A 25,605-nucleotide genomic window follows, 5' to 3' on the forward strand; every position below is an offset into this window, starting at 1 on the left:
CCCGCGTGGTGCGCCCCTTCGTCGTCTCCGCAGTCAGGCGTCTCCGCGGTCCGTCGCTGTCCGGCGTCTCCGCGGTCAGGAGTTGTTCTTGAGGATCAGGTAGGCCGCACCGATGGCCTGGATCGACTGCTGTCGCTGCTGCCCGGAGTACTCCGCGACGTACCGACCGACCGCGACGGCGCACCAGGTCAGCTTCGTGGTCGCACCCTCGTAGATGGGGAAGGTCAGGCAGACCGAGCCGGGCACGCCCTTGACCTGCTCCTTCTCGACCTTGGGGAAGGCCTTGCTGTTCTCGTCGGTGAACTCGTCCACGACGTGCTGCGCGCCCTTCGCGTCCTTCGCGCGGTAGACGGTGCTGCCGCCCATGCCTATCACGTCGACGCCCGCGTCGGCGAAGGTCTTCACCGACCGCGCCACGTCGGTCTGTCGCAGCACGCCGGCCCGCGTGGGCAGCGAGTAGCCGCCCTCGGACTTCTCCGGGGCGAGGGTCAGCTTCGCGACGCCCTCGGGGTCGCGCTGCAGCGTGCTCACCTTGTCGAGCGGCGTCGGCTGGAAACCGTCGAGCGCCTTGGTCTGCCGGTCGAAGAAGGTGCGCAGCTGCTCCACCCCCAGGTCGCCGTAGGCGCCGATCACGTACTGCTTGTAGGCGAGGAAGGCGACGGTCACCGTGCCGGAGTACTGGTACGTCTGGGTGTAGGCGACGGCGTCGTCGTACCCGGGGACCTTCGTCTCCACCTTGGCCGGGGAGTCCTTGCCGTCCGAGCCCTTCTCCCCCGCGCGGAGCGCGGGCCCGACGACCGAGGCCGCGTCGCCCGCGTTCGCCATCCGGAGGAGCGCGAGGGTCTCCCCGCGCCGCTTCGTGTTCGCGTCGTACTTCGTGCCCTGCGCCTTGTCGCCCGCGCCCACGGAGACCCAGATCTCGGGCTTGACCCCCACGGCGTCCGCGGCGACCTGCCCGAAGAGGTTCTTCACGCCGCGCTGGATCGTCTCCCGGCTGCCGGTGTTCACGTCGCTCCGGAAGTGCATCGTCGAATCGATCTCGTAGAGGTACGGGATGAGCTCCGCCATCCGGTAGCCCTCGAGGGTCTCCCCGTCGCCCTGGGTCGACGGGGCGATCGTCCGGGACGTGGTCACGAACGAGCCGGTCTCCGGCTTGGGCACGCCGGACGGGTCGGCGACGGGGGTGCCGGCCACCGTCGACGAGCACCCCGCCAGGAACAGGGACGCGGCAGCGAGCACCGCCAGGGACTTCTTCATCGTTCTCCTCACTTCGCTTGCCGCAGAATCAGGTACGAGGCGCCAAGAGCCTGCTTCGCCCGCGCGTCCTGCATGTCACTGACTTCGGCGAGATAGCGGCCCACGGTCACCACACAGTAGGTCCGTTTGTCCTTCGAGCCCGTGTACTGCGGGTAACTCAGGCAGCGACCGCCGGGGACGCCACGCACCGTCGAGGTAGTGCTCGTCGGATAGAAGCGGGTGTTCTCCGCGATGAAGTCATCAGCGAGCTTCGACGCTCCTGCAGCATCGCGCGCCCGGTAAACAACGCTTCCGGCATTGGCGATCCGGTCGACGCCCGTGGCGGTGAAACTCGCGAACGAACCCGGGGTGTCCGTCGAGCTCAATGCGGCGAAGGCGCGCGGCGAGAACGTCGATTCCCACACCGTCGGCGACTCCTCCACCAACGTGTACCGCAGCAGGTCCTCGTCCGCACGCGTCAGGGTGGCGAACTTGTCGACGGGCGTCGGGACGAAACCTGCGAGAGCCTTGACCTGCAGGTCGAAGAACTTCTTGATGAGGTCGGTCGAGCCGCTCGTCCAGGCGGCCAGGACGTACCGCCCGCTCGCCATCACCCCGACGCGCGACGACGAGTATTCGGTCTTCGTGCTGTACGCCTTCGCGTCCCCGTAACCCGGGATCGTCTCGGGTGTCTTCGCTGTCGGTGCAGCGGTCCCGGACACCTTGTCGGGCGACATGATCACGGGATTCCCCGCCGCCGCGCGCGCCGCGGCGTCGTCCTTGAACCGAAACAGACCCGTGACCAGGCTGCGCTCGGACTTGGTATCGGTCGACCCGGGTGCTGTGTCGTCGGCCGAGGTGTACGCACCGACCTCCATGCCGGCGACCGCGGTCCCGACGCCGTCGCCGAAAGCCATCTTGGCGGTGGTCTCGATCCGCCCCACCGACGGGCGACCGCTGTATCGGAGTGCGGCGTCGACCTCGGAGGCCAACGGGATGATCTCGACCATCCGGAACGCCTCGGCCGCGATGTACATCTTCTCGGTCATGGCGCCGAGCTGCCGGGGAGCGGTCGCGTAGGAACCCGTGTCCGGCTTGGGGACGCCCGACGGGTCGGCCACGGGCGAGCCCGGCACAGTCGTCGCACAGCCTGCGAGCATCAAGCCCGCCGCGGTCAGAACAACCGCCCTGAAAGTCATTTCAGGTCCCGCAGCATGAGATAGGAGGCGCCGGTCGCCTGCTTGACCTTCTCGGCCTGAGCGCCGGACATCTCAGCGACGTAGCGCCCGACCGGCACAACACAGTAGTTGGACGTGTCCTTGGCCCCCTTGTACGACGTGAAGGCCACGCACCGTGACCGGGGCACGCCCTTGACCGTGGAATCGACGGCGTCCGAGAAGAACCCCTTGGCCTCCGCGACGAACCTGTCGGCCAGCAGCGCCGCCCCGGCGGCATCCCTGGCGCGATAGACGGTATTGCCCGCCCGCGCGACGTAGTCGACCCCGGCATCGGCGAAGTTCGTCACCGAGCCGGTGATGTCGGATTGATCGACCACCGCGGTCCGCGCGGGGAGCACGACATCGCGGGGCGCCTCCGGGGGCAGGGTGTACTGCAGGAGGTTCTCCCGATCCTTCGGCAGCGTGCCGAACTTGTCGACCGGGGTCGGAGTGAAGCCGCCCAGCGCCTTGCTCTGGAGGTCGAAGAACTTCGCCGGGGCATCCACACCCGTCGTGGCGTAGGCGAAGAGAACGTACTGACCGCGCGCCTGGACCGCCACGGTCGCCGTCGCCCGGCTCTCGGGCCACGTCTGGAGGTACGCGGTCGCATCCGGGTGGCCCGGGACGGTCACCCGCCGCTTCGTCGGGTCGGCCGTGCCGAACCGCGCCTTCTCGGGCGCGAGGACGGCCGGGTGGGCGGAGGCCGCCGTTGCGGCGGCGGCGTCCTTCATGCGAGCGAACCCCATGACGAGCGACGTCGGCGTGGTGTCGACGCTCGACGCACCGGGCACTCGCGATGTCGCCGAGGTGTACGCGGCGACCTCCATGTCCTTGAGCGCGGTCGCCACCCCCGCGCCGAACGCCGAAGCGAGGTCGGGCCGCCCCACCACGATCGCGCCGTTGTAGCGCTGCGAGGGGTCGACGTCCGGCGGGAGCGGGATGATCTCCGCCATCCGGTACCCCTCGGCGGAGCTCGCTTGCGCGTCCGTGACCGGGGCGACGGTCCGCGGTGTCGTCGGGTACGAGCCCACCTCCGGCTTCGGCATCCCGGACGGGTCCACGACCGGGCTGCCCACGACGGTGGTCGAGCAGCCCGCGAGGAGCACTCCGGCCGCCATCTCCGCCAGGACGATGCTGGATCTACCCGCCATGTCGCTCCCCCGCTGACCGTGTCGCACCCGTGGCGCGACCATACGAGTAAAGAATATGCGATACCGAATCTGCGGGTGACGCGGTGCATCGCCGACGTCGCACGTCACACCGATGCGTCCGCGACGAGCGAGCCGTCGTGCACGTGCGCCGCGCTAGGGTGAGCCGATGAGCCAGCGCAGCCTGCAGGACACCGTCGAGAAGCTGATGGAGAAGGCCCGGTCGGACCTGGCGGAGCTGGTGGCGCACCCGTCCGTGCACGACTCCCCCGATTTCGGCGCCGAGCCCAATGCGGCATCGGCGGCGTGGGTGGCGCGGGCCTTCACCGAGGCCGGCGTCGGGAACATCGAGCAGGTCACCACCTCCGACGGGTCGATCGCGATCGTCGGACACACGCCCGCGCCCGAGGGCGCCCCGACGGTGCTGCTCTACAGCCACCACGACGTGCAGCCGCCCGGCCCGCGCGAGGCCTGGGAATCCGACCCGTTCACCCTGACCACCCGCCCCGGCCCCGACGGCGCGGACCGCTGGTACGGCCGCGGCTCCGCCGACTGCAAGGGCAACCTCGTCGCGCACCTCACCGCGCTGCGGGCGGTCCGCGACGCGGACGGGTCGTTCCCCGTGGGCGTGCGGATCATCATCGAGGGCTCCGAGGAGGGCGGCGGCGCCGGCCTCGACGACCTCGTCGCCGAGCGGCCCGAGCTGGCGCAGGCCGACCTCATCGTCATCGGCGACACCGGCAACGTCGCCGTCGGCCGGCCGACGCTGACCACCTCGCTGCGCGGCGTCGCGAGCGTGCGGGTCGAGCTCAGCACCGGCACCTCCGACCTGCATTCCGGCGCCTTCGGCGGCGCGGCCCCCGACGCCCTCGCCGCCCTCATCGCGCTGCTCGCCACCCTGCGCGACGGCTTCGGCAACACCACGATCGACGGCCTCGACAGCTCCGCGCGGTGGGCCGGCGAGCCCTACGAGCCCGCGCAGTTCGCGGCCGACGCCGCGATCTACGACGACGCCGCGATCCTCGGCTCCGGAACCATCGCCGATCAGCTGTGGGCGCGGCCCGCGGTCACCGTCATCGGCCTCGACGCGCCCGCGACGGCGACGGCCGCCGCGGCCATCCAGCCCCGCGCCGCGGCCCTCCTGAACCTGCGCGTGCCCCCGGGCACCGACCCGCACCGGGCCGGCGAGCTCCTCGTCGCGCACCTGCGCAACCACGCCCCGTGGGGCGCGCACGTGGACGCCGCCGTGGAGTCCGTGGGCGAGCCCTTCGCCGCCGAGACCACCGGCCCCGCCTACCGGGTGCTGCAGGAGGCGCTCGTCGAGGCCTACGACGGTGCCGAGGTCGCCTTCAGCGGCCAGGGCGGGTCCATCCCGCTGTGCACGCAGCTGCGCAGGGCCGCGCCGAACGCGGAGATCGCGCTGCTCGGCGTCGAGGAGCCGCAGTGCCGCATCCACGCGCCCAACGAGTCCGTCGACCCCGGCGAGCTGCGCCGCACCGCGCTCGCCGAAGCGCTCCTGCTCACCAGGCTGGGCTCCGCGTGAGGTCCGTCGACGAGCATCGCGCCGCCGTCGCCGCGCTGGTCCCGGCCCCGCGGACCGTCGAGCTGCCGGTGCCGGACGCGCTCGGCCTGGTCCTGGCCCACGACGTCCCGGCGCCGCTCTCGCTGCCGCCCTTCACCAACTCCGCGATGGACGGCTACGCGGTGCGCGCCGCCGACGCCGCCGCGGGCGCCGTGCTCCCCGTCGCCTTCGACGTGCCCGCCGGCCGCACCGACGTGCCCGCGCTCCCGCCGGGGGCCGCGTGCCGCATCATGACCGGCGCGCCCCTGCCCGACGGTGCCGACGCCGTCGTCCCCGTCGAGCGGACCGACGGCGGCACCTCGCGGGTCCGGATCGACGAGGCGCCCGAGCCCGGCCGGTTCTTCCGCGCCGCGGGCAGCGACATCGAGGCCGGCGCGGTCGCGCTGCGCGGCGGCGAGCCCGTGGGCCCGGCGGTCGTCGGGTTCGCGGCGGCCCTGGGCCTGACGACGGTGCCGGTGCTCGCGCCGCCGCACGTCGCCGTCCTGTCCACGGGTTCCGAGCTGGTGGAACCCGGGACGCCGCTGCTCCCCGGGCAGATCTACGAGTCGAACGCGCCGATGCTCGCGAGCGCGATCCGGGACGCCGGGGCCACCGCCGAGGTCGTGCGGTTCGTGGCGGACGACGCCGACGCCTTCCTGGCCCGGCTCGCCGAGCGGATCGCCGCGGGCGGCGTCGACCTCGTCGTGACCAGCGGCGGGGTCAGCGCCGGCGCCTACGAGGTGGTCAAGGACGCGCTGGCCGCCCGCGGCGTCGCCTTCGGCAAGGTCGCGATGCAGCCGGGCATGCCGCAGGGGTGCGGCACCGTCGGATTCGACGACGGCGCGCGAACCCCGTTCGTGACCTTCCCCGGCAACCCCGTCAGCGCGCTGGTCTCCTTCGAGGTGTTCCTGCGGCCCGCGCTGCGCGCCGCGATGGGCCTGCCGGACCGCCCACGACGCACCGCGCGGCTCGCCGAGCCCGTCGACTCGATCCCAGGGAAGCGCCAGTACCTGCGGGGACTCCTCACGAGGAACGACGACGGTACCGATTCGGTCTCGGTTCTCGGCGGTCCGGGTTCGCACTACCTACGATGGCTGTCACAGGCGGATTGCCTACTGGACGTGCCCGCCGAGGTCGAGCATCTGGCCGCGGGTACCCCGGTGGACTTGATCGTCCTGGATGGCACTCACTAGGAGGCACCACATGATCACCCAGTACGCCGACGCACTCCTCGCAGCTTCCTTCACCCCCGACAAGGTGGGGTGGATCGGATGGATCGTCATCGGCGGCCTCGCCGGCTGGATCGCCAGCAAGTTCATGGGCACCGACAAGCAGATGGGCTTCATCCTCAACGTCGTGGTCGGCATCATCGGCGGCGTCGCCGGTGGTTTCATCCTCACCAAGCTGGGGATCGACGTGAAGGGCGGTGGCTACTGGTTCACGTTCTTCACAGCGGTCGCGGGCGCGTGCATTCTGCTGTTCATCGTGAAGCTGGTCACCGGACGCAAGGGATAGCCGCGTCGGGTGACAGAATGTCCCCCGACATGAGCACTGCATCGAAGGGACGTTAGGTGGCGCGCCGACCTCGCACACCGGTCGACGGACATCTGACCGAGCACACCACCGGTATCGAGCACATCACGGAGCTGATCCGGCACACCGTCCCGCCGCTGCACCCCGCGGGGGCCCCGTTCATCGCGGGCTCCCTCGGGGTGGCCGCGGTGGGCTACCGCAAGAGCTGGATCCGGGTGCCCGCCCTGATCACCGCGGCGGCGTGCGCCGGCTTCTTCCGGCATCCCGCGCGCGTGGTCCCCACCGCCGAGGGCGTCGCGGTGGCCCCCGCCGACGGCGAGGTCACCCTCGTCGACGAGCACGTGCCGCCGCGCGAGCTGGGCCTCGGCGATCAGCCCCTGCCCCGGGTGTCGATCTTCCTGTCGGTCTTCGACGCGCACGTGCAGCGCGCGCCGCTGGCCGGTGTGGTCGACTCCGTGGTGCACACCGACGGCCAGTTCCTGCCCGCCGACCTCCCGGACGCCAGCGACCGCAACGAACGCACGTCGGTGCGCCTCGCGACCGAGCACGGGCCCGTCGGCGTCGTGCAGATCGCCGGCCTCGTGGCGCGGCGCATCCGCACCGACTGCGCGCCCGGCGACACCCTCGAGCTCGGCGAGACGTACGGCATCATCCGGTTCGGCTCCCGCGTCGACACCTACTTCCCCGCCGGCACCGAGCTGACCGTCTACAGCGGCCAGCGCGCGGTGGCGGCCGAGACCGTGATCGCGCGCCTGCCGTGACCGAGTCGTCCACCGCACAGCACCGCCCCGTCGGCGTCATGATCCTGCCGTCGATGCTGACGGTGGCCGCGCTCTGCGCCGGCCTGACGGGCGTGCGGTTCGCGGCGGACGGCAAGGTCGACCTGGCGATCATGCTGGTCGTCATCGCCGCGATCCTCGACGGCCTCGACGGCCGGGTGGCGCGACTGCTGGGCGCCTCCACCCGGATCGGCGCCGAGCTGGACTCCCTCGCCGACGCCATCAACTTCGGCGTCACGCCCGCGCTGATCCTGTACTTCGTGTGCTTCCCCGGCTCGCCCGCCGGGTGGATCGTCGCGCTGCTCTACGTGGTGGCGATGGTGCTGCGGCTGGCCCGGTTCAACACCCTCGCCGCCGACCCGACGGCGCCGGCGTACACCAAGGATTTCTTCGTCGGCGTGCCCGCGCCCGCCGGGGCGCTGCTGGTCCTGGCGCCGCTCGCCGCCCAGCAGGAGTGGGGCGACGGCTGGTGGGTGAGCACCCCGATGGTCGCGGCGTGGACGCTGTTCGTCGCCGCCCTCACGGTCTCCCGCATCCCCACCTCCAGCTTCAAGACCATGACCGTGCAGCCCGCGAAGGCGGCCGGCGTGCTCGTGCTGGTCGCGGGTCTCGCGGCGCTGATCCTCACCTACCCGTACATCGCGCTGCTGCTGGTGATCGCGCTGTATCTGCTACACATCCCGTTCGCGTGGCGGTCCAAGCGGTGGGTCACCGCCCGGCCCGAGGCGTGGGACAACAAGCCCGCCGAGCGCCGCCAGATGCGGCGCGCGCAGCGCCGCGCGGTGCGGCCGAGCCGTCGGGCCGCCACCGTCGGGCGCGGTCCCCGACGGTCCGCCGCCCGCATGGGCCTGCGTCGCCCCACGCGCGAGGACTGACGGCCCGTCGTCGCCTGCGAGCCGCCGCCGGTGGCATCGCGAACTAGTGTGGACGGCGTGTCGAACCTCTCGCTCACCGTCCGCCTGCAGACCTCGGCCCTCGAGGCGCGACGGGGCATCGTCCGGATCCATCCCGAGGCCCTCGCGGCGCTCGGCCTGCGCGAGTGGGACGGGATCGAGCTGCTCGGCGCGCGCCGTACGGCCGCGGTCGTCGCCGCCGCCCCCGCCGGTTCCGCCCCGGGGGTCGCACTCCTCGACGAGCTGACCATCACCAATTGCGGCCTCCGCGAGGACGCGACCGTCGTGATCACGCCCGCCACCGTCTACGGCGCGAAGCGGGTCCTGCTGCGGGGCAGTGCCCTCACGCGCAACGCGCTCGACGGTGCCGCGCTGCGGCAGGCGCTGCTCGGCAAGGTCATGATGGCCGGCGACAGCGTCTCGCTGCTGCCGCGCGATCTGGGCCCGGGCACGTCGACCGCGGACGCGACCGCGCAGTTGTCGCGGCTCGTCGGGATCACCTGGACCAACGAGCTGCTCACGGTGGTCGCGGTCGATCCGTCGCCGGGACCGGTGTCGGTGCAGCCGAACTCGGCGGTGATGTGGGCCGACGACGACGGCGTCGCGGTGCCCGCCGCCGCGGCGGCATCCACCGTGACCTTCACCGCCGAGGTACCCGAGGTGGACGCGGCGCCCGTGCGCCCGGTGGCCGACCTGGTCGGCGCCGACAGCGCCGTCCGGCGACTCACCGAGTGGCTCTCCCTGGCCCTCGACGAGCCGGAGCTGCTGGAGAAGCTGGGCGCGCCCGCGCGGCTCGGAGTGCTCATCACCGGGCCGACCGGCGGCGGCAAGGCCACCGTCGCGCGGTCCGTGGTGGCGCCGCGCCCCCTGATCGAGCTCGACGGTGCGCTGACCGGTGCGCTCGAGCCGCAGGCCCGGCTGGAGCGCGTCCGCGACGCCGCGGCCCGCGCGATCGCCGCGGCCGGAACCGGCGCCGCCACCGACGGCGACGCACAGCCCGGCACCGGCTCCGCGCTGCTGGTCCGCGACGTCGAGGCGCTGCTGCCCGCCGCCCGCGAACCGGTCGGGGCGTTGATCCTCGACGAGCTGCGGCGGGTGGTCGCGACCCCGCGGGTCGCGCTGCTCGCCACCACCTCCGCGCCGGGCGAACTGGATTCGCGGCTGCGCGAGCCGGACCTCGCCGAGCGGACGGTCACCGTCGACCTGCCGGACGCCAAGGAGCGCGAGCAGCTCCTCGAGCTGCTGCTGCGGGAGGCGCCGACCGCGGACCTCGACCTGCACGAGATCGCCTTGCGAGCACCAGGATTCGTCGCCGCCGATCTGGCGGCGCTCTGCCGCGAGGGCGCATTGCGCGCCGCGGCGCGGGTCGTCGGCACCGACCTGCCGATCGGGATCACCCAGCCCGACCTGGTGGGCGCGCTCGGCGTGATCCGGCCGGTGTCGCGGTCGGCGACCGAGGAGGTCGCGGTCGGGTCGATCACCCTCGACGACGTGGGCGACATGGTCGAGACCAAGCAGGCCCTCACGGAGACGGTGCTCTGGCCGCTGCGCCATCCCGACACCTTCGCGCGGCTCGGCGTGGAGCCGCCGCGGGGCGTGCTGCTCTACGGCCCGCCCGGCTGCGGCAAGACCTTCGTGGTCCGGGCGCTCGCCGCGTCGGGTCAGCTGTCGGTGCACGCGGTCAAGGGCGCGGAGCTGATGAACAAGTGGGTCGGCGAATCGGAGAAGGCCGTCCGCGACCTGTTCGCGCGGGCGCGTGGCAGCGCACCGTCGCTGATCTTCCTCGACGAGGTGGACGCCCTGGCGCCGCGCCGCGGCCAGTCGTCGGATTCCGGCGTCGGCGACAAGGTGGTCGCCGCGCTGCTCACCGAGCTCGACGGCGCCGAGCCGCTGCGCGACGTGGTGGTCCTCGGCGCGACGAACCGCCCCGACCTCGTGGATCCGGCGCTGTTGCGGCCCGGCCGGTTGGAGCGGCTGATCTTCGTTCCGCCGCCGGACGCCGAGGCGCGCGCGGAGATCCTGCGGACGAGCTCGCGGTCGATCCCGCTGGCCGAGGACGTGGACCTGCCGGTGCTGGCCGAGCAGCTGGACGGGTACTCCGCCGCGGACTGCAGCGCGCTGCTGCGCGAGGCCGCGCTCACCGCCATGCGGCGGGACCTGGACGCGGCCATCGTCAGCGCCGCGGACGTCGAGGCCGCACGCCGGGCCGTGCGGCCGTCGCTGGACCCCGCACAGGTCTCCGACCTGCAGGCCTACGCGGACCGTCGGGCGACGTAGGACGCAGTAGCGTTCTGAAACCGCGCTCCTGCTCGACCGCGGCGAATCATTTCCATCGTGAGCGATTTCAGGCACGGTTTCAGAAGTCGGTCGCGCCGCGATGGCGCCCCTTGCGGACCAGAGCGAGGACTTCCTGGAGGAACGCGGCCCACGCCCGATCGTCCATCACCTCGTCGTAGTCGATCCGGAGCACCCGGTAGTTGCCGACGGTCGAGGCGCGGTCCCGCCTGCAGTCCGCCTTCCGCCGCGCGCCGTTGTGATGGCCGTCGCTGTCGCACTCGATGATGAGACGGTCGCCGACCAGCAGATCCACCCTGCCCACGCCGGGTATCACCACCTGGGTCCGCACTCCGATGTGCGCGCGGCGCAGCCGGTACCGCACCACCGATTCCGTGCCCGATTCGGCCGCCGGATCCAGCTGGTCGAGCAGGCGCAGCGTCCGCGCCGGTGCACCGTCGAACCAGGTCCGGACATCGCCGAGGTCGACGGGCGGGGTCAGCCGGAGCACGGAATCCGCGACGGCGACGAACATGTCCGGGTCGAGGCAGTTCGCTGCGCAGATCAGTGCCTCGGGCAGTGCGTCGACCGCCGCGATCGGCGTCGCGAGCGTGCGGTGGGCGCGGCACTGCACGTCGAACTTCGGCGTGCTGCGATAGCGGGACCATCGCACATGGAGCCGCTTCCGACGCGGTGGGATCCACACGCCGGGCCGGTACGTCAGCGCCGACACGCACGCGACCGTCGCGCCGGCCCGCACCGCCGCGACCACTGCCGCGTCGGCGCCGGGCGTCTCGTACCAGCCGCGGCGAATCACCCTGAGCGCCGCGTTCCGGCGGAGCTCGTCGACGTCGGCGGCGTCCACGCCCGCGCGGACGAGCTGCCTGCGGGAGAGCACTCCGCCGTTCGCCGCGGCGAGTCCGGCGATCGGATCGTGACTGCTCATGGGCCGATCGTGCCGCTGGTCCTGGCCCGGTCAGCCCGATCCGGGGCTCCCCTGTGGACAGAACACGTTAGGTACCCACAGTTGTGGAGAAACCCGTTTCGAAACCGTCGTTCAGCGAGGTCGGGAGGGAAATGCTTCGTCGCGATCGAATTCTGAGCGGGTTTCTGACCGCGCTAGACCTTGCTGACCGAGTAGAAGACGGCGTTGGGGACGGCGCCGGCCTGGACGGAACTCACGGTCACCACGTATCCCTTACCGGAGAACTGCGCCGATCGGGTGGCGTTGTCGGGGGCGCCCGCCCCGGCGCCGAGCGCGATGTACCCGGCGTCGGTGAGCTTCTTGTTCGCCGCGTCGAAGCCGCCGTCGCCGGCCTGCACCGTCACGTTGTAGACGGTGACGCCACCCTGCGACCGCTCGCCCGCGTCGATGAGGTTGCCGTCGACGAGGGGGACATCGGCCTTGGGGAAGGACGCGGGCAGGGTGACGGTGGCCGCCGGGGCGTCCTTGGTGTCGTCGCCGCAGCCCGCGGCGCCGAGGAGGAGCGCCACCGCCGCGAGGGCGCCGAACGCGCCCCGCGCGAGGCGCGCGCCGCGCGCGGCCGAAGTGGTCGGACGATCCGTCAACTGGTCCATGCAGCTCCCGACATGCCTACCGGTAGAATTCGAAAAGAACGACACCCCGCTCACAAAGGACGGAGTGCCCTTGCTTGTCATCCTTGTCTGTTTGTCACTGGCGACCTTAGCCGCACCCATCGTGGTCGGCCGCTTCGGCGCGCGCGGATTCCTGGCGCTCGCACTCGCCCCGGCCGCGGCGCTGGTCTGGATCATCACCGTCTGGCCCGTCTCCGGCGAGCCCGACCGCACGGAGACCCTGCAGTGGGTCCCGGCCCTGAACATGAACGTCGACCTGCGGCTGACGCCGCTCGCCGCGGTCATGTCCGTCCTCGTGCTGGGCGTCGGCGCGGTCATCCTGGTCTACTGCGCCGGCTACTTCACCGGCGTCTCCAACACCCGTAAGCTGCCCACCTTCGCGGCCGAGCTGGTCGCCTTCATGGCCGTCATGTTCGGCCTCGTGGTCAGCGACAACATGCTGGTCATGTACGTCTTCTGGGAGCTCACCTCGGTGCTGAGCTTCCTCCTCGTCGGCTACTACGCCGAGCGCGCCACCAGCCGCCGCGCCGCGACGCAGGCGCTGCTCGTCACCACCCTCGGCGGCCTCGCCATGCTGGTCGGCATCATCGAGCTGGGCGAGCACTACGGCACGTACCTGTTCTCCGAGGTCGTCGCCCGGGCGGTCGGCGACCCGTCGACCATCTCGATCGGCGTCGAGGTCGGCGTGGTGCTCATCCTCATCGGCGCGATCAGCAAGTCGGCGATCGTGCCCTTCCACTTCTGGCTCCCCGGCGCCATGGCCGCGCCGACGCCGGTCTCCGGCTACCTGCACGCCGCCGCGATGGTCAAGGCCGGCGTCTTCCTCGTCGCGCTGCTGGCGCCCGCCTTCGCGCACCTCACGTCGTGGCGGGTGATCGTGCTGGGCCTGGGTATCCTCACGATGATCCTGGCCGGCTGGCGCGCCCTGCGGGAGTTCGACCTCAAGCTGATCCTGGCCTTCGGCACCGTCAGCCAGCTCGGCATGCTCATGGTGCTCGTCGGCACGGGCGAGCGGAACGTCGCGCTCGCGGGGATGACGATGCTCACCGCGCACGCCCTGTTCAAGGCGACGCTGTTCATGGTGGTCGGCATCATCGACCACGCCACCGGCACGCGCGACATCCGGCGCCTGGCCCTGCTCGGCGACCGACACCGGGTGCTCGCCGCGATCGCGGCGCTGGCCGCCGCGTCGATGGCCGGCATCCCACCGCTGTACGGCTTCGTCGGCAAAGAGGCCGCGCTCGAGACGATGCTGCACTCCTCCCTGCCGTCACCGCTCCCGGTGGTGCTGCTGGTGGGACTGTGCGCCGGTTCGGCGCTGACGATGGCCTACAGCATCCGTTTCCTCTGGGGCGCCTTCGGCCGCAAAGGGCAGACCCGGGCGACCAGCGCGGTCGAGAACATGCACGCGATCAGCCCGCTCTTCCTGGCCGGTCCCGCGCTGCTCGCCGCGCTCAGCCTGATCGCCGGAGTCTTCTCGCCGTGGCTCGACCACGTGCTGGCCGAGTACCCCGACCAGTCGTTCCCGCCCGCCGAGGAGCCGTACCACCTCGCGCTCTGGCACGGCTTCACCCTGCCGCTGCTGCTCACCGCGCTGATCATCGCGACGGGCATCGTCATCGCCCAGCCGCACAGCCCCTTCTCCCGGCTGCGGCGGCGCAACAGCGTCCTGCTCGGCAACGCCGACCGGCTCTACGACGCCACGCTGCGCGGCGCCGACGTGCTGTCGCTGCGCATGACGCAGAGCACGCAGCGCGGTTCGCTGCCGCTGACCCAGGGCACGATCCTGCTGACCCTCGTGCTGCTGCCGGTCCTGGTGCTCGCGTTCGGCACCCGCGCCCGCCCCGACATGCGGGTCGAGGCCTCGCCGCTGTTCCTCGCGATCTCGCTGCTCATGTGCGCGGCCGCGATCACGGCCGTCCTGCTGCGGAACCGCCTGGCGACGGTGCTCGTCGTCGGCGCCACCGGCTACGGCACGGGCGTGATCTTCGCGATCTACGGCGCGCCCGACCTGGCGCTCACCCAGTTCCTCGTCGAGACGCTGACCCTGGTGGTCTTCGTGCTGGTGCTGCGCAAGCTGCCCGCCGAGGCGCCCATCACCGGCAGCCGCCCGACGCGCGTCGCACGGGCCCTGCTCGGCATCGCGGTGGCGGCGATGGTCGTCGTGGTGGCGATCGCCGCGCGCGCGGCGCGGGTCGCCGCGCCCGTCGCGGACCGGCTGCCCGAGCAGGCCTACAAGTTCGGCTACGGCCACAACACGGTGAACGTGATCCTGGTCGACATCCGCGCCTGGGACACGTTCGGCGAGATCTCCGTGCTGCTCGTGGCGGCGACGGGTGTCGCCTCGCTGGTCTTCCGCAACCGCCGCTTCGGCTCGGCGCCGCGCGTGAGTGCGGAGGCCGCCGCCGCGGCCGCCGCCGCGCCCGGGACCACGTGGCTGCGGGGCAGCGCGCTCCGCGATCCCCGGCACCGCTCGCTGGTCCTCGAGATCACCTCGCGCATGGCCTTCCCCACGATCATGGTGGTCTCGGTCTACTTCTTCTTCGCCGGGCACAACGCGCCGGGCGGCGGCTTCGCCGGCGGCCTGACCGCCGGCCTCGCGCTGGTGCTGCGCTACCTCGCGGGCGGCCGGTACGAGATCGGCGAGGCCCTCCCGCTCGACGCCGGCCGGATCCTCGGCACCGGCCTGCTGCTCGCCGCGGGCGGCACCATCGTCTCGCTGCTCGCGGGCGCCCCCGCCATGTCGTCGGTCGCCTTCGAGTTCACCCTGCCGGTCTTCGGTGCCGTCAAGGTGGTGACCGCGCTGATCTTCGACGCCGGCGTGTACCTCATCGTCGTGGGCCTGGTCCTCGACGTCCTGCGCAGCCTGGGAGCGCGACTCGACCTGGAGGGATCCCCCGCCGACATGACCTCGCCCCTGCCCGTCCAGTCGGGGGGTGGCGCGCGATGATCGTCGACATCGGCCTGTTCGCCGCGATCGCCGTCATGGTCGCCACCGGCGTGTACCTGCTCCTGGACCGCAGCCTCACCCGCATGCTGATGGGCATCATCCTGTTCGGCAACGCGGTGAACCTGCTGCTGCTCGCGCTGTCCTCCCCGCCCGGCAACCCGCCCATCGTCGGATACTTCTCGGAGGGCCGGCTCACGGAGGCGGATCCGCTGGCGCAGGCGATGATCCTCACCGCCATCGTCATCACGATGGGCATGGCGGCGTTCATCCTGGCGCTGGCCTACCGCTCCTTCACGATCAACACCGACGACGAGGTCGACGACGACCCCGAGGACACGAAGGTCCTCGAGCGCGACGCCGACATCGCGGCCGACGATCCCGACTACGACGCCTCGGACGACCCGATCACGGGCGCACCGTCGGCCCTGGGCGACGCCTACGGCCCCGACGGCGAGCTGCTCTCCGCCGAGGAGCTCCAGCAGGCCCGCGTCGACGTCGTCGACACCGGGGCGCTGCCGCTGCCCAGCGTGCCGCGGGAGAAGCAGCTCCCGCCCGGCGAGACCGGCACGAAGCGCGGCCACGCAGCGAAGGGCGAGCACGGCGGGAAGGGGGGCGAGCGATGACCGAATCGACGATGCTCGCCCTGATCCCGCTGCCGACGGTGCTGCCGATCGTGGCGGCCGCGATCACCATGGTGATGGGCCGGCACCCGCGGCTGCAGCGGCTGATCTCGCTGATCTCCCTCATCGCGATCGTCGCGGTCGCGGCTCTGATGCTCTACTACACCGACCGGCACGGCACCGTCGCGCTGCACGTGGGCGGCTGGGGCGACCGCGACGGCCGAGGCGCGCCGCTCGGCATCACCCTCGTGGCCGACCAGCTCGCGGCGCTCATGGTGCTGGTCTCCGCGATCGTGCTGCTCGGCGTCCTCGTCTACTCGGTGGGGCAGGGCATCCGCGACGGCGACGAGCACCAGCCCGTCTCGATCTTCTACCCCACCTACCTGATCCTCGCGGCGGGCGTGTGCAACGCCTTCCTCGCGGGCGACCTGTTCAACCTGTTCGTCTCCTTCGAGATGCTGCTCGCCGCGTCCTTCGTGCTCCTGACGGTGGGCGGCAGCGCCGACCGCATCCGGGCCGGCGTCTCGTACGTCATGGTCTCGATGGTCTCGTCGGTGATCTTCCTGCTGGGCATCGCCTACGCCTACTTCGCGACGGGCACGCTGAACCTGGCGGACATGGCCATCAAGCTGCAGGACCTGCCGTCGGGCACGCGGACCACGCTGTTCGCGGTGCTGCTCGTGGCGTTCGGGATCAAGGCCGCGGTGTTCCCGCTCTCGACCTGGCTGCCGGACTCCTATCCGACGGCGCCCGCACCGGTCACCGCGGTCTTCGCCGGCCTGCTGACCAAGGTCGGTGTGTACGCGATCATCCGCGCGCACACGCTGCTGTTCCCGGGCGGCTCGCTCGACGACGTGCTGATGATCGCGGGCCTGCTCACCATGATCGTCGGCATCCTCGGCGCGATCGCGCAGACCGACATCAAACGTCTGCTCTCGTTCACGCTGGTCAGCCACATCGGTTACATGATCTTCGGCATCGCCCTCTCCACGCCGCTGGGCCTGAGCTCGACGATCTACTACGTGGTGCACCACATCCTCGTGCAGACGACGCTGTTCCTGGTGGTGGGCCTCATCGAGCGGCAGGCGGGCGCGGCGTCGCTGCGCCGCCTCGGCGGCCTCGCCGCGGCCAGCCCCGTGCTCGCGATCCTGTTCTTCCTACCGGCGCTCAACCTGGGCGGCATCCCGCCCTTCTCGGGCTTCGTCGGCAAGGTCGGCCTCATCGAGGCGGGCGTGCGGCAGGGCTCCGTGCTGGCGTGGGTGCTGGTCGCGGGCAGCGTGATCACCAGCCTGCTCACCCTGTACGCGGTGATCCGCGTGTGGACGAAGGCCTTCTGGCGCCCCCGCTCCGACGCCCCCGAGGGGGAGCTGGCCGTCGCGCACCCGGAGGCCCTGCTCGACGACGCCGACGTCATCGAGTTCGCCGACCGCGAGGACCCGGGGCGGATGCCGCTGAGCATGGTCGCGCCCACCGCGGGCCTGCTCGGGGTCGGCCTCATCCTCGCGCTGCTCGCGGGCCCGATGTTCGAGGTCACCGACCGCGCCGCGGCGCAGCTCATCGGCCGCGCCGACTACATCGAGGCCGTGCTCGGCCCGGAGGCCGTCACGGAACTCACGATGCCCGACGGTACGCCGGTCACCGTCGGCCCCCAGGGAGGCGCGCATGGCTAGGCGACTCGTGACCCGCATCCTGCCCGACCTGCGCGACGGGCGGGCCGTCGCGGTCAAGCTCGGCCAGCTGATCTGGCTCGACGCGGTGTGGGTCATGCTGTGGGGCAGCGTGACCTGGGGCAACATCGCGGGCGGCCTGCTCGTAGGCCTCGCGATCCTGCTGCTGCTCCCGCTGCCGCCCGTGCCCGTGGAGGGCCGCGTGCACCTGGGCTCGCTGCTCAAGCTGATCGGCGTCTTCATCGTGGAGATGTTCCGGTCGTCGATCGAGGTGGCGTGGCTGGCGGTCCGCCCCGGCTCGATGCCGCTGAGCGCGGTGCTACGGGCGAAGGTCTCGATCAAGTCCGATCTCGTACTCACGCTGCTGGTCGACATGATGAACCTGATCCCGGGCACGATGGTGCTGGAGATCGACACCAAGCGGCGCCTGCTCTACGTGCACGTGGTCGACGTGAGCAGCGAGAAGGCGGTGCGGCAGTTCTACCGCAGCACCGCACGCCTGGAGCGGCTGTTCATCGACGCCTTCGAGCGCGACAACGAGTGGCACGCCAGCCCGATGCACGGCATCGACGACGACGATTTCCACCACGTCACCCCCGGCGCCCGCGGGCTGGCGGGCGACGCGCGCCGGATGGCCGCGCCGGAGATCGCCTACCGCAAGGCGAACCACGCGGAGGAGGAGCAGTCATGACCGTCGTCTTCGTCATCACGGGCGTGATCCTCATGACCGCCGCCTTCCTCACGGCCTACCGGCTGCTGCGCGGCCCGAACACGCTCGACCGGGTCGTCGCGGTGGACGCGCTCGTCGCGATCGCGGTGGGCGGCCTCGCGGTGTGGGCGGCGTACAGCCGCAACTCGTCGGTCATCCCCGGCATCGTGGCGCTCTCGCTCATCGGTTTCGTCGGCTCGGTCTCGGTGGTCCGGTTCCGCGTGCCCGACGATGCCGGGACGGCCCCGTCGCCGCCCGACGAGACGCCGGACATCGCGCCGCGGAACGGGGGGCTGCGATGATCGTCGACGTCGTCTCCTCGGTCCTGTTCCTCACGGGCGCCGTCTTCGCCGTGACCGCCGCGATCGGCATCATCCGCTTCCCGGACACGCTCACCCGCATGCACGCGGCGACGAAGCCGCAGACCCTGGGCCTGCTCCTGCTGCTGGCCGGCGCGATCGTGCGGCTGACCGACTCGGTCGACGTGTGGATGCTGGTGCTGGCCGGGCTGTTCACCATGATCACCGCGCCCGCGGTCGCGCACCGCGTGGGCCGGGTGGCCTACCAGGAGCAGCGGCTGCGCGACAGCACCATCGATCCGGACCAGATGGAGACCGGCAGCCGCGACTGACGTCCGCCGGCCCTCGGGTCACGCCCGGTCGCGCCCCGACCAGCGCATCCGCGACCACGGCAGTGCGATGCCGGACGGGTCGTCCACCAGTCGCGGCCGCACCGGTTCCGCCGGTTCTGTGTGCTCGGCCAGGGCGCGCAGGTAGCGGTGCCCGGTGTCCGGGAGCACCTGCACGGTCGCGTCGACCGGGTCGCCGTGGTCCTGCTCGTACCCCGCGACGACGTGCCCGGCGCCGGAGGAGAGCCCGGCGAAGAGCGCGTACTCGCGCAGCAGCCGATGCGTGCCGGCGCGGGCCACCTCGAAGGACACCCAGTGGATCACGTCGTAGAGCCCGTGCCGTACGTTGTCGAACGGGATCGACGAGCCGATGCCGGCGATGAGCATCGCGGGGTCCTCCACGTGCTCGGCGCCGAAGGTGACGCTGCCGAAGGGCTGCACCCCGACGAGTTGCACGGCCAGTCCCGCCTCCTCGAGGCCGAGCCGCAGCGCGCCGCTGGACACGCCCGAGCCGACGGGCGCGACGAGCCGCACCGACGCGACGCCCTCCGCCGCGAGCTCCTCCGCCGCACCGTGGGCGATGTCCCGGTAGCCGAGGTAGTGCACGGGGTCGTGGTACTGCCGCATCCAGTGCAGCGTCGGGTCCTGCGCGAGGAGTTCGGTGATGCGACGGACGCGGCGATCCTGGTCGAGCTTGAGCGAGGCCGACGGCGGCATCTGCTCGAGTTCGACTCCCAGGGCGAGCAATTGGACGCGCAGGCCCTCGTCGATCGTGGTCGATCCGACGATGCGGCACCGCACGCCGGCCTCGTGGCAGGCCAGCGCGAGCGCGTACGCGTAGATGCCCGACGAGGAGTCGATGACGGTGCCGCCCGGCCGGACCCGGCCCGCGTCGAGGGCGGCGCGCAGCGCGGCCCGCGCGGAGGCCACCTTCATCGACTCGAACCGCAGGAGGTACCGGCCGCGCGCACCGCGGAGGAGAGCCGGCCGGCTCAGCGCCTCGGCGATGTGGCCGTGGATCCTCATGCGGCACCGCCGATCGCGATCGGGGCGTCGTCCACGCGGAAGCCTACGGCGCGCACGCGGGTGCAGGTGCGCCGCAGGCGCTCCCGCGGGTGCTCGCGATCGAAGAGCAGGCCGGCGACGTTCCCGGAGTGCGCCACCTGGACGCCGAGCGCGTCGNCGCGCTCGGCGGCGGCGATCAGGCGCTCGAGGCCGGGCTTGTAGTGGCGGGTCTGGTTGAGCAGCGCGCTGCGGGTCGCGACGGCGGCCACGGCGGCGGCGTCCCCGGCGGCGACCGCCCGGCGCAAGCGGGCGCGCAGGTCCTCGTACTCCCCCACGTCGCCGTCGCCGGTCGTCCGCAGCGTCAGGGTGTCGACGGGGCCGCCGAGCACGCACCGCACCAGCAGCATCGGGGGCAGCGCGGCTCCGAGTTCCTCGATGACGTGACCGTGCCGGTGCGCGAACAGGATCGGCCGGTCCGCCCACAGCGGGTCGGAGGCGCCCTCCGCGGCGACGGCGAGCCGCGCGACGGTGTCGGCGTCGAGTTCCACGTCCGCGCAGTCGGCGACGGCGCGGACCGCCGCGAGGACGTCGGCGGTCGAGGAACCCAGTCCCAGGCCGACGGCCGTCGTCCGCGCGATGCGGAGTTCGCCGCCGGTACATCGGAGCGCGTCGTGCTCCCGCAGGTGGGCCAGCGTGGCCTCGGCCGCCCGGCGCGCCTTGTCCAGGTCGCGCTCACCGACGGTGGTCCGTGCCCGCACGGCGCCGGAGGCGTCCGGGGCGAAGACCGCCACGGATCCGACGGTGCCGATCGGCACCGTCACGAGCCCCGGGCATTCGCCCTGGACGTGGCAACGGAACCGGCCCTGAAGGAGCTCGCCGTGGTGGCCCGAGCTCCGTCCCACGCCGCGCCCGCGGGAACCGGTGCGCGGGATGCTCATCCGACGGCCTCCGCGGTGCGGGCGCCGCGCAGTGCGCGCCGGGCGAAGACGGCGGCCAGCGCCGTGGCGCCGCCGAGGGCGAGGCCGACGCCCGTCCAGCCGCCGAGTGCGAGGGCGCCGCCGGCGAGGGAGGCGCCCGCGAAGACGCCGACGCTCTGCGCGGCCCCGTTGAGCGAGAGGACGGTGCCCCGCACCGGTCCCGCGCCCCGCACGAGGGTGGTGGTCACCGCGGCGGCGATGACGGCGTGCGAGGCCGAGACCAGGGCGACCATCGGCCATGCGACGGCGACGTGGGGCGCGGTGTAGAGGGCGACCATCGCGACAGCGGCGACGAGGATCGCGACGAGCACCGTGCCGAGCAGGCGGTCCGTCCCGCGGTCCTGCATCACCCTGCCGCCCAGGAAGTTCCCGAGGAAGAAGGCGAGGCCGGAGGTGGCCCACACGAGGGAGAACCAGCCCGTCCCGATCCCGAAGCGCTCACCGAAGGCGGCGGCGATGTACGCCAGAGAACCCATGAAGGCGAGGGTGCGCAGGAGCGAGACGGCCAGGGTGTCCAGGGCGCCGGGGATGGACCGGACGGTGCGGAAGGCCTGGAGGTAGCTCACCGACGTCTCGCCGCCGCGGGGGTCGCGGCGCCGCGCCACCAGGACCGCGACCACGAGCAGTACCACCGCCGTGGCGGCCATGTCGGCGCGCCACCCCCACAGCACGGCGGGCAGCGCGAGCACCGGCGCGGCGAGGACCGCGGTCAGCGTCATGGTCGACGAGACCAGGGTCGCGGCCCGGGCGGAGGCGGCCGGGGCATCGAACCGATCGGCGGCCATCGCGGACACCGCCGGGTTGAGGACGGCCGTGCCGGCGCCGATCAACAGGCAGAAGGCGACCCAGGCGACCGTGCTGCCCTGGAGCGCGAGCCCGCAGCCCAGCGCGAGGACGAGCAGCGCGAGCGCCGCCACCGACGAGCGCGAGAGCCGGTCGAGCAGGGGCGCGGCCGCGACGCCGACCAGCAGGGCCGCGACCCCGCCGAGGCCGCGCAGGCCGCCGATCAGGTCGACGCCCGCGTGCGCGTCGGCGGCGATGGCGACGAGGAAGTTCGCCATCACGGTGAACGGCACGAGCCCCAGTGCGGCGGCGGCGAGCATCGGCCAGATCGCGCGGACGAGGACCCGATCGGGCAAGGGCCGATCCGCGGCCGCGCTCACGGCGCACTCCGGTACAGGTACATCGGCGAGGCGTCCGCGGAGAACTGCGAGAACGGGAAGTGCTCGGCCGAGAGGGCGGTGAGACCCGCACCGAGGAACGCGCGGGCGACCGCGGCGCCGCTCTGCGCGTACACCGCGAGCGGCACGTCGCGCTCCCGACAGGTCGCCAGGATCTCGTCGAAGCTGCCGTTGCCCAGGGTCATCCCGGTCGCGAGCACCGCGTCGGCCTCGGCGAGCACCGCGCGGTGGTCGTCGGCGACGGGGTCGCCCCAGTGGGTCCGCTCCAGGTTCCGGTCCGCGAGCAGCGGCTCCGCGCCGCGCTCGCGGATGGCGGCCACCAGGGGGTTCACCACGCCGATCAGCGCGACGCGCGTCCCGGGGGCGACGGCGAGCAGCTCGGCGACCGCGGCGTCACGGGCGACGGCCCGGACGTCGGGGGTGCCGGTGGGCAGCGTCCGGAGCTCGGCGCGCGGGTCGTCCCGGTGCGGCGCCGCGGCGCCGAGTGCGGCGTCGGCGGCGGCGATCCGCAGGGGCTGCGCGGCGTGGTCGAGCAGCGCGGCGAGGGGCTCGCCGGACAGGTCCGCGACGTCCGGATCGAGTTCGCCCTCCTCGAAGGCGCAGGCGCCGAAGGAGGCTCCGACGCGGACGAGGACGTAGCGGTTGCGGTACCGCTGGTCGCTGCCGGCGAGGCGGGTGCCGTGGGAGACGAAGAAGACGCTGCGGGCGACCGCGTCGTCCGCGACCTCGCGCGCGAGTTCCAGGACGTCGGCGACGGATTCGGGCGCGGAGCCGGGTGCGGTCATCGGGCCGCCCCGCTCTGCTCCAGGTAGTCCGCGAGCGCCGCGGCGGCGTCGAGGTTCCGTGGGCCGGCGACCAGCTCGGCGTAGTCCACCACCCGGATGCGGTTCTCCCGCACCGCGGGTGAGTCCTTGATCGGCGACGACTGCCGCAGGTAGTCGATCTTCTGCTGCGCGGGCTGCTTGTCGTAGTCGACGATGACGATCACCTCCGGCTGCGCCTGCACCACCGACTCCCAGCCGACCGAGGTCCAGCGGCCGTCCACGTCGTGCGTCACGGAGCGGCCACCGGCCAGGGAGACCACCTGGTCGGCGGCGGCGCGGCGGCCCGCGGTGTACGGTTCCGCCGTCCCCGAGTCGTAGACGAACACCGACGGTTTCACGCTCTTGCGGTCGGCGCGTTCCTGCAGGGCGCGCTCGCGGGCCCGCAGGTCGTCGACCAGCTTCGTGGCGCGGTCCGGGACGCGGAAGATCGCGCCCAGGTTGGTGAGGTCGGTGTACGTGTCGGCCAACGGGTTCGCCGCCCGCGCGGCGGGCTTGTCCCCGTAGTTGTAGCAGGTCTCCTCCTGCATGTAGCTGTCGATCCGCAGCGCGCCCAGCGACTCCGGGGTGACCCCGCGGGCGGGGCTGAATCCCGCCTGCCAGCCCGCGAACACCCAGTCCGCCTTCGCGGCCACGAGCGGCTCCTGGGTGAGCACGCCGTCGCTGAGGATCGGGACCTTGGCGTACTCATCGCGGTACGGGGACTTCGCGATCACGCCGTGCACCGTCTTCGGCAGGACGATGCCCTTGATGCGGTCGGTGAGCCCGAGCGCGAACATCTTCTCGATCGCCGAGACGTCGTAGGGCACCGCAGCGGTCGGCGACCGGTACTGCTGCCGTACACCGCAGTTGGTCACGTCGACGAGGTCCGTCGTGGGTTCGGCGGGGCGCGCGCCGCAGGCGGTAACGGTGAGCAGCGTGCTCGCCGCGACGGCCGCGGCGAACAGGGAACGGGGTTGCATCGGTCGATCCTTCCGATCGGTCGGGGTTCTACAGTTCGAAGCGGATGCGCGGCGGACCGGACGACGCCGCGGCGACCACGGGCCGCACGCCGTAGACCTCGGCGATCCGGTCGGCAGTGAGGACCTCGGCCGGTGTCCCGGCGGCGGCGACGCGACCGCCGTCGAGGAGCACGAGGCGGTCGCAGCTCTGCGCGGCGAGGTCGATGTCGTGGATGGCGGTGACGGTCGTCTTGGTGGTCGCCCGCAGCAGGCGCAGCAGGTCCAGCTGGTGCCGGACGTCGAGGTGGTTGAGCGGCTCGTCGAGCAGGAGGACGGGCGTGTCCTGCGCGAGAGCGCGCGCGATGAGGACGCGTTGCCGCTCGCCGCCGGACAGCCCCAGCACGCTGCGGTGCCGCAGGTGCGTGGCGCCGACCGCGGCGAGCGCGGCCTCGCAGGCCCGCGCCGCGACGGCGCTCCCGGCGTCGCCGTGCGCGAACCGGCCGAGCATGACGGTCTCACCCGCGGTGAAGCCGAGGTGGCCGGTCTCGCTCTGGGTGACCGCGGCGACGCGGCGGGCACCGTCGCGCCGCCGCAGCGCGCCGAGCTCCGTGCCCCCGATGCGCACGGAGCCGGAGGCCGGGGTGATCGCGCGGTACAGGCAGCGCAGCAGGGTCGACTTGCCGCTGCCGTTGGGCCCGATCAGCCCGACGTGCGCGCCCGCGGCGATGTCGAGGGCGATGCCGTGGAGCACCCGGCTTCCGCCCAGGTCGACGGTGATCCGATCCAGTTCGACCCTCATGCGGCACTGCCCAGGAGCCCGCCGCGGCGCCGGAGGAGGACGATGAAGACGGGGACGCCGACGAGCGCGGTGACGATGCCCAGCGGCAGCTCGCGCGGCGCCACCACCAACCGGCTCAGCAGGTCCACCCACACCAGCAGCAGGGCGCCGACGAGCGGGGCGAGCAGGAGCACCGCCCGGTGGGCCGGCCCGACGATCATCCGGACGGCGTGCGGGACCACGAGGCCGACGAAGCCGACGGTGCCCGCGACCGCGACCAGCACCGAGGTCATGACCACAATGACGACGAACAGCATCCGCCGGGCACGGTGCGGATCCAGGCCGAGGGCGGCGGCGGCCTCGTCGCCCTGGGCCAGGACGTCGAGCACGCCCGCGAGGCGCCCGGTGATCGCGGCGCAGACCGCCACCGTCGCCGCGACGAGCGGGAGCACGGACCACTGCGCTCCCCCGAGCCCGCCCAGCAGCCAGAACATCACGGACCGCGCCGCGTCACCGACGGGGTCGAAGAAGACGATCGCGCCGGCGAGGCCCTGGAAGGCGAAGGCGAGCACCACCCCCGTGAGCACCAGCCGGACGGGGCTGAGGGCACCGTCGGACGTGCGGCTGAGCAGGTAGACGAGCAGCGAGGCGAGCACCGCCGTCGCGAAGGCGGCCCCGGCGGTGCCGGCGATGCCGAGTCCCGCGACCAGCCCGGTGGTGACGACGAAGCTCGCGCCCACGGAGGCACCGCTGGAGATCCCGAGGATGAAGGGATCAGCGAGCGGATTGCGCACGAGGGCCTGGCAGGCGACGCCGGCGATCGCGAGGCCGGCGCCGACGAGGGCGGCGAGCAGGACGCGCGGCACGCGCAGGTCCCAGAGGATCGAATAGGTGGAGGCGTCCTCGCGGGCGAGGGCACCGCCGGTCAGCGCGGCCCAGAGCAGGCGGCGGACGTCGTCGAGCGGCACCGTCGCCGCGCCCTGCGACACCGCGACGGCCATCGACACGACGAGGACCGCAGTGAGGGCTCCGACGAGGAGGAGCGGCGAGACGCCGGTGCGGCGGCCGAGCGGGGTGGAGGGCACGCGACA

At 72.7% G+C, this 25,605-nt stretch carries 24 protein-coding genes and 1 pseudogene; 12 read left to right on the top strand and 13 right to left on the bottom strand.

Features of this window, described 5'->3' with window-relative positions; all coding sequences use genetic code 11:
- Positions 1–75 precede the first annotated feature (75 nt).
- The 3 genes from ACNAYW_RS07115 to ACNAYW_RS07125 are packed head-to-tail and all read right to left on the bottom strand — an operon-like array spanning position 76 to position 3,604.
- Positions 76–1,257, bottom strand: a complete 1,182-nt coding sequence (locus ACNAYW_RS07115) for a DUF7373 family lipoprotein (RefSeq protein WP_415849010.1) — start codon at positions 1,255–1,257, stop codon at positions 76–78.
- Between the two features lie 8 nt (positions 1,258–1,265).
- A complete protein-coding gene (locus tag ACNAYW_RS07120) occupies positions 1,266–2,372 on the bottom strand; it encodes a DUF7373 family lipoprotein (protein WP_415849011.1) in 1,107 nt (368 codons plus the stop codon).
- Positions 2,373–2,431: 59 nt separating this feature from the next.
- The gene (locus ACNAYW_RS07125; protein WP_415849012.1) at positions 2,432–3,604 is read right to left on the bottom strand and encodes a DUF7373 family lipoprotein; all 1,173 of its coding nucleotides are present in this window, start codon (positions 3,602–3,604) and stop codon (positions 2,432–2,434) included.
- Between the two features lie 166 nt (positions 3,605–3,770).
- On the opposite strand from ACNAYW_RS07125, the gene ACNAYW_RS07130 reads away from it, so the two are divergent.
- From ACNAYW_RS07130 to ACNAYW_RS07155, 6 genes are read left to right on the top strand one after another with little or no spacing between them, the layout of a single operon-like run.
- Positions 3,771–5,144 carry a M20/M25/M40 family metallo-hydrolase gene (locus ACNAYW_RS07130; protein WP_415849013.1) on the top strand — a complete coding sequence of 458 codons (1,374 nt, stop codon included), beginning with the start codon at positions 3,771–3,773 and terminating at the stop codon, positions 5,142–5,144.
- Positions 5,141–6,355: a molybdopterin molybdotransferase MoeA gene (gene moeA / locus ACNAYW_RS07135; RefSeq protein WP_415849014.1), complete on the top strand. Its 1,215-nt coding sequence runs from the start codon at positions 5,141–5,143 to the stop codon at positions 6,353–6,355. Before ACNAYW_RS07130 ends, moeA begins: the two co-directional genes overlap by 4 nt.
- Before the next feature lie 10 nt (positions 6,356–6,365).
- Positions 6,366–6,677, top strand: a complete 312-nt coding sequence (locus ACNAYW_RS07140) for a GlsB/YeaQ/YmgE family stress response membrane protein (protein ID WP_415849015.1) — start codon at positions 6,366–6,368, stop codon at positions 6,675–6,677.
- A 56-nt stretch (positions 6,678–6,733) separates the two neighbouring features.
- Positions 6,734–7,456: a phosphatidylserine decarboxylase gene (locus ACNAYW_RS07145; RefSeq protein WP_415849016.1), complete on the top strand. Its 723-nt coding sequence runs from the start codon at positions 6,734–6,736 to the stop codon at positions 7,454–7,456.
- Between the two features lie 38 nt (positions 7,457–7,494).
- Entirely contained in the window at positions 7,495–8,349 is an 855-nt protein-coding gene (locus ACNAYW_RS07150; RefSeq protein ID WP_415849097.1) for a CDP-alcohol phosphatidyltransferase family protein, read from the top strand.
- A gap of 57 nt (positions 8,350–8,406) precedes the next feature.
- Entirely contained in the window at positions 8,407–10,644 is a 2,238-nt protein-coding gene (locus ACNAYW_RS07155) for an AAA family ATPase (protein WP_415849017.1), read from the top strand.
- Between the two features lie 79 nt (positions 10,645–10,723).
- Here the strand turns inward: ACNAYW_RS07155 and ACNAYW_RS07160 are convergent, their stop codons facing one another.
- Positions 10,724–11,587, bottom strand: coding sequence for a hypothetical protein (locus ACNAYW_RS07160; protein ID WP_415849018.1), 864 nt, complete (start codon positions 11,585–11,587; stop codon positions 10,724–10,726).
- Between the two features lie 173 nt (positions 11,588–11,760).
- Positions 11,761–12,219: a hypothetical protein gene (locus ACNAYW_RS07165; protein WP_415849019.1), complete on the bottom strand. Its 459-nt coding sequence runs from the start codon at positions 12,217–12,219 to the stop codon at positions 11,761–11,763.
- A gap of 70 nt (positions 12,220–12,289) precedes the next feature.
- Between ACNAYW_RS07165 and ACNAYW_RS07170 the strand changes: the two genes are divergently transcribed.
- The 6 genes from ACNAYW_RS07170 to mnhG are packed head-to-tail and all read left to right on the top strand — an operon-like array spanning position 12,290 to position 18,814.
- The gene (locus ACNAYW_RS07170) at positions 12,290–15,187 is read left to right on the top strand and encodes a Na+/H+ antiporter subunit A (protein ID WP_415849020.1); all 2,898 of its coding nucleotides are present in this window, start codon (positions 12,290–12,292) and stop codon (positions 15,185–15,187) included.
- Entirely contained in the window at positions 15,184–15,810 is a 627-nt protein-coding gene (locus ACNAYW_RS07175) for a Na(+)/H(+) antiporter subunit C (protein WP_415849021.1), read from the top strand. Before ACNAYW_RS07170 ends, ACNAYW_RS07175 begins: the two co-directional genes overlap by 4 nt.
- On the top strand, positions 15,807–17,477 hold the full coding sequence (locus tag ACNAYW_RS07180) for a Na+/H+ antiporter subunit D (protein ID WP_415849022.1): 1,671 nt from the start codon (positions 15,807–15,809) through the stop codon (positions 17,475–17,477). Before ACNAYW_RS07175 ends, ACNAYW_RS07180 begins: the two co-directional genes overlap by 4 nt.
- Complete coding sequence (locus ACNAYW_RS07185) at positions 17,470–18,165, top strand: Na+/H+ antiporter subunit E (RefSeq protein WP_415849023.1); 696 nt, start codon at positions 17,470–17,472, stop codon at positions 18,163–18,165. Before ACNAYW_RS07180 ends, ACNAYW_RS07185 begins: the two co-directional genes overlap by 8 nt.
- On the top strand, positions 18,162–18,485 hold the full coding sequence (locus ACNAYW_RS07190; protein ID WP_415849024.1) for a monovalent cation/H+ antiporter complex subunit F: 324 nt from the start codon (positions 18,162–18,164) through the stop codon (positions 18,483–18,485). Before ACNAYW_RS07185 ends, ACNAYW_RS07190 begins: the two co-directional genes overlap by 4 nt.
- Complete coding sequence (mnhG, locus tag ACNAYW_RS07195) at positions 18,482–18,814, top strand: monovalent cation/H(+) antiporter subunit G (protein WP_415849025.1); 333 nt, start codon at positions 18,482–18,484, stop codon at positions 18,812–18,814. Before ACNAYW_RS07190 ends, mnhG begins: the two co-directional genes overlap by 4 nt.
- 18 nt (positions 18,815–18,832) lie before the next feature.
- Here mnhG and ACNAYW_RS07200 read toward each other — a convergent pair whose 3' ends face one another.
- The 8 genes and pseudogenes from ACNAYW_RS07200 to ACNAYW_RS07235 all read right to left on the bottom strand — a co-directional run bounded on the left by ACNAYW_RS07200 (position 18,833) and on the right by ACNAYW_RS07235 (position 25,599).
- Positions 18,833–19,837 (bottom strand): pyridoxal-phosphate dependent enzyme, encoded by a 1,005-nt coding sequence (locus ACNAYW_RS07200; protein ID WP_415849026.1) that lies wholly within the window; start codon positions 19,835–19,837, stop codon positions 18,833–18,835.
- The coding region (locus ACNAYW_RS07205; RefSeq protein ID WP_415849098.1) for a hypothetical protein at positions 19,834–19,993 on the bottom strand (160 nt) is incomplete at its 5' end. The genes ACNAYW_RS07205 and ACNAYW_RS07200, both read right to left, overlap by 4 nt.
- A 1-nt stretch (position 19,994) precedes the next feature.
- Positions 19,995–20,754 (bottom strand): annotated as a pseudogene (locus ACNAYW_RS07210) (GHMP family kinase ATP-binding protein); the annotation flags it as partial.
- A complete protein-coding gene (locus ACNAYW_RS07215) occupies positions 20,751–21,932 on the bottom strand; it encodes an MFS transporter (protein ID WP_415849027.1) in 1,182 nt (393 codons plus the stop codon). The pseudogene ACNAYW_RS07210 and the gene ACNAYW_RS07215, both read right to left, overlap by 4 nt.
- Before the next feature lie 20 nt (positions 21,933–21,952).
- A complete protein-coding gene (locus ACNAYW_RS07220; protein ID WP_415849028.1) occupies positions 21,953–22,759 on the bottom strand; it encodes a Rossmann-like domain-containing protein in 807 nt (268 codons plus the stop codon).
- A complete protein-coding gene (locus ACNAYW_RS07225; protein ID WP_415849029.1) occupies positions 22,756–23,757 on the bottom strand; it encodes an ABC transporter substrate-binding protein in 1,002 nt (333 codons plus the stop codon). The genes ACNAYW_RS07220 and ACNAYW_RS07225 overlap by 4 nt, the downstream gene beginning before the upstream one ends.
- A 28-nt stretch (positions 23,758–23,785) precedes the next feature.
- Positions 23,786–24,535, bottom strand: a complete 750-nt coding sequence (locus ACNAYW_RS07230) for an ABC transporter ATP-binding protein (RefSeq protein WP_415849030.1) — start codon at positions 24,533–24,535, stop codon at positions 23,786–23,788.
- On the bottom strand, positions 24,532–25,599 hold the full coding sequence (locus tag ACNAYW_RS07235; protein WP_415849031.1) for a FecCD family ABC transporter permease: 1,068 nt from the start codon (positions 25,597–25,599) through the stop codon (positions 24,532–24,534). Before ACNAYW_RS07235 ends, ACNAYW_RS07230 begins: the two co-directional genes overlap by 4 nt.
- Positions 25,600–25,605 lie beyond the last annotated feature (6 nt).

Source organism: Tsukamurella ocularis (assembly GCF_965138335.1).
Taxonomy (GTDB): Bacteria; Actinomycetota; Actinomycetes; order Mycobacteriales; family Mycobacteriaceae; genus Tsukamurella; species Tsukamurella ocularis_A.

What these genes read in the sequence shown, in the direction of transcription:
- ACNAYW_RS07185 (WP_415849023.1), top strand. Translation starts at nt 17,470, where the DNA reads ATGGCTAGGCGACTCGTGACCCGCATCCTGCCCGACCTGCGCGACGGG.
- ACNAYW_RS07115 (WP_415849010.1), bottom strand. Translation starts at nt 1,257, where the DNA reads ATGAAGAAGTCCCTGGCGGTGCTCGCTGCCGCGTCCCTGTTCCTGGCG.
- ACNAYW_RS07140 (WP_415849015.1), top strand. Translation starts at nt 6,366, where the DNA reads ATGATCACCCAGTACGCCGACGCACTCCTCGCAGCTTCCTTCACCCCC.
- ACNAYW_RS07190 (WP_415849024.1), top strand. Translation starts at nt 18,162, where the DNA reads ATGACCGTCGTCTTCGTCATCACGGGCGTGATCCTCATGACCGCCGCC.
- ACNAYW_RS07175 (WP_415849021.1), top strand. Translation starts at nt 15,184, where the DNA reads ATGATCGTCGACATCGGCCTGTTCGCCGCGATCGCCGTCATGGTCGCC.
- ACNAYW_RS07180 (WP_415849022.1), top strand. Translation starts at nt 15,807, where the DNA reads ATGACCGAATCGACGATGCTCGCCCTGATCCCGCTGCCGACGGTGCTG.
- ACNAYW_RS07225 (WP_415849029.1), bottom strand. Translation starts at nt 23,757, where the DNA reads ATGCAACCCCGTTCCCTGTTCGCCGCGGCCGTCGCGGCGAGCACGCTG.
- ACNAYW_RS07165 (WP_415849019.1), bottom strand. Translation starts at nt 12,219, where the DNA reads ATGGACCAGTTGACGGATCGTCCGACCACTTCGGCCGCGCGCGGCGCG.
- ACNAYW_RS07160 (WP_415849018.1), bottom strand. Translation starts at nt 11,587, where the DNA reads ATGAGCAGTCACGATCCGATCGCCGGACTCGCCGCGGCGAACGGCGGA.
- ACNAYW_RS07150 (WP_415849097.1), top strand. Translation starts at nt 7,495, where the DNA reads ATGATCCTGCCGTCGATGCTGACGGTGGCCGCGCTCTGCGCCGGCCTG.
- ACNAYW_RS07230 (WP_415849030.1), bottom strand. Translation starts at nt 24,535, where the DNA reads ATGAGGGTCGAACTGGATCGGATCACCGTCGACCTGGGCGGAAGCCGG.
- ACNAYW_RS07125 (WP_415849012.1), bottom strand. Translation starts at nt 3,604, where the DNA reads ATGGCGGGTAGATCCAGCATCGTCCTGGCGGAGATGGCGGCCGGAGTG.
- ACNAYW_RS07200 (WP_415849026.1), bottom strand. Translation starts at nt 19,837, where the DNA reads ATGAGGATCCACGGCCACATCGCCGAGGCGCTGAGCCGGCCGGCTCTC.
- mnhG (WP_415849025.1), top strand. Translation starts at nt 18,482, where the DNA reads ATGATCGTCGACGTCGTCTCCTCGGTCCTGTTCCTCACGGGCGCCGTC.
- ACNAYW_RS07130 (WP_415849013.1), top strand. Translation starts at nt 3,771, where the DNA reads ATGAGCCAGCGCAGCCTGCAGGACACCGTCGAGAAGCTGATGGAGAAG.
- ACNAYW_RS07220 (WP_415849028.1), bottom strand. Translation starts at nt 22,759, where the DNA reads ATGACCGCACCCGGCTCCGCGCCCGAATCCGTCGCCGACGTCCTGGAA.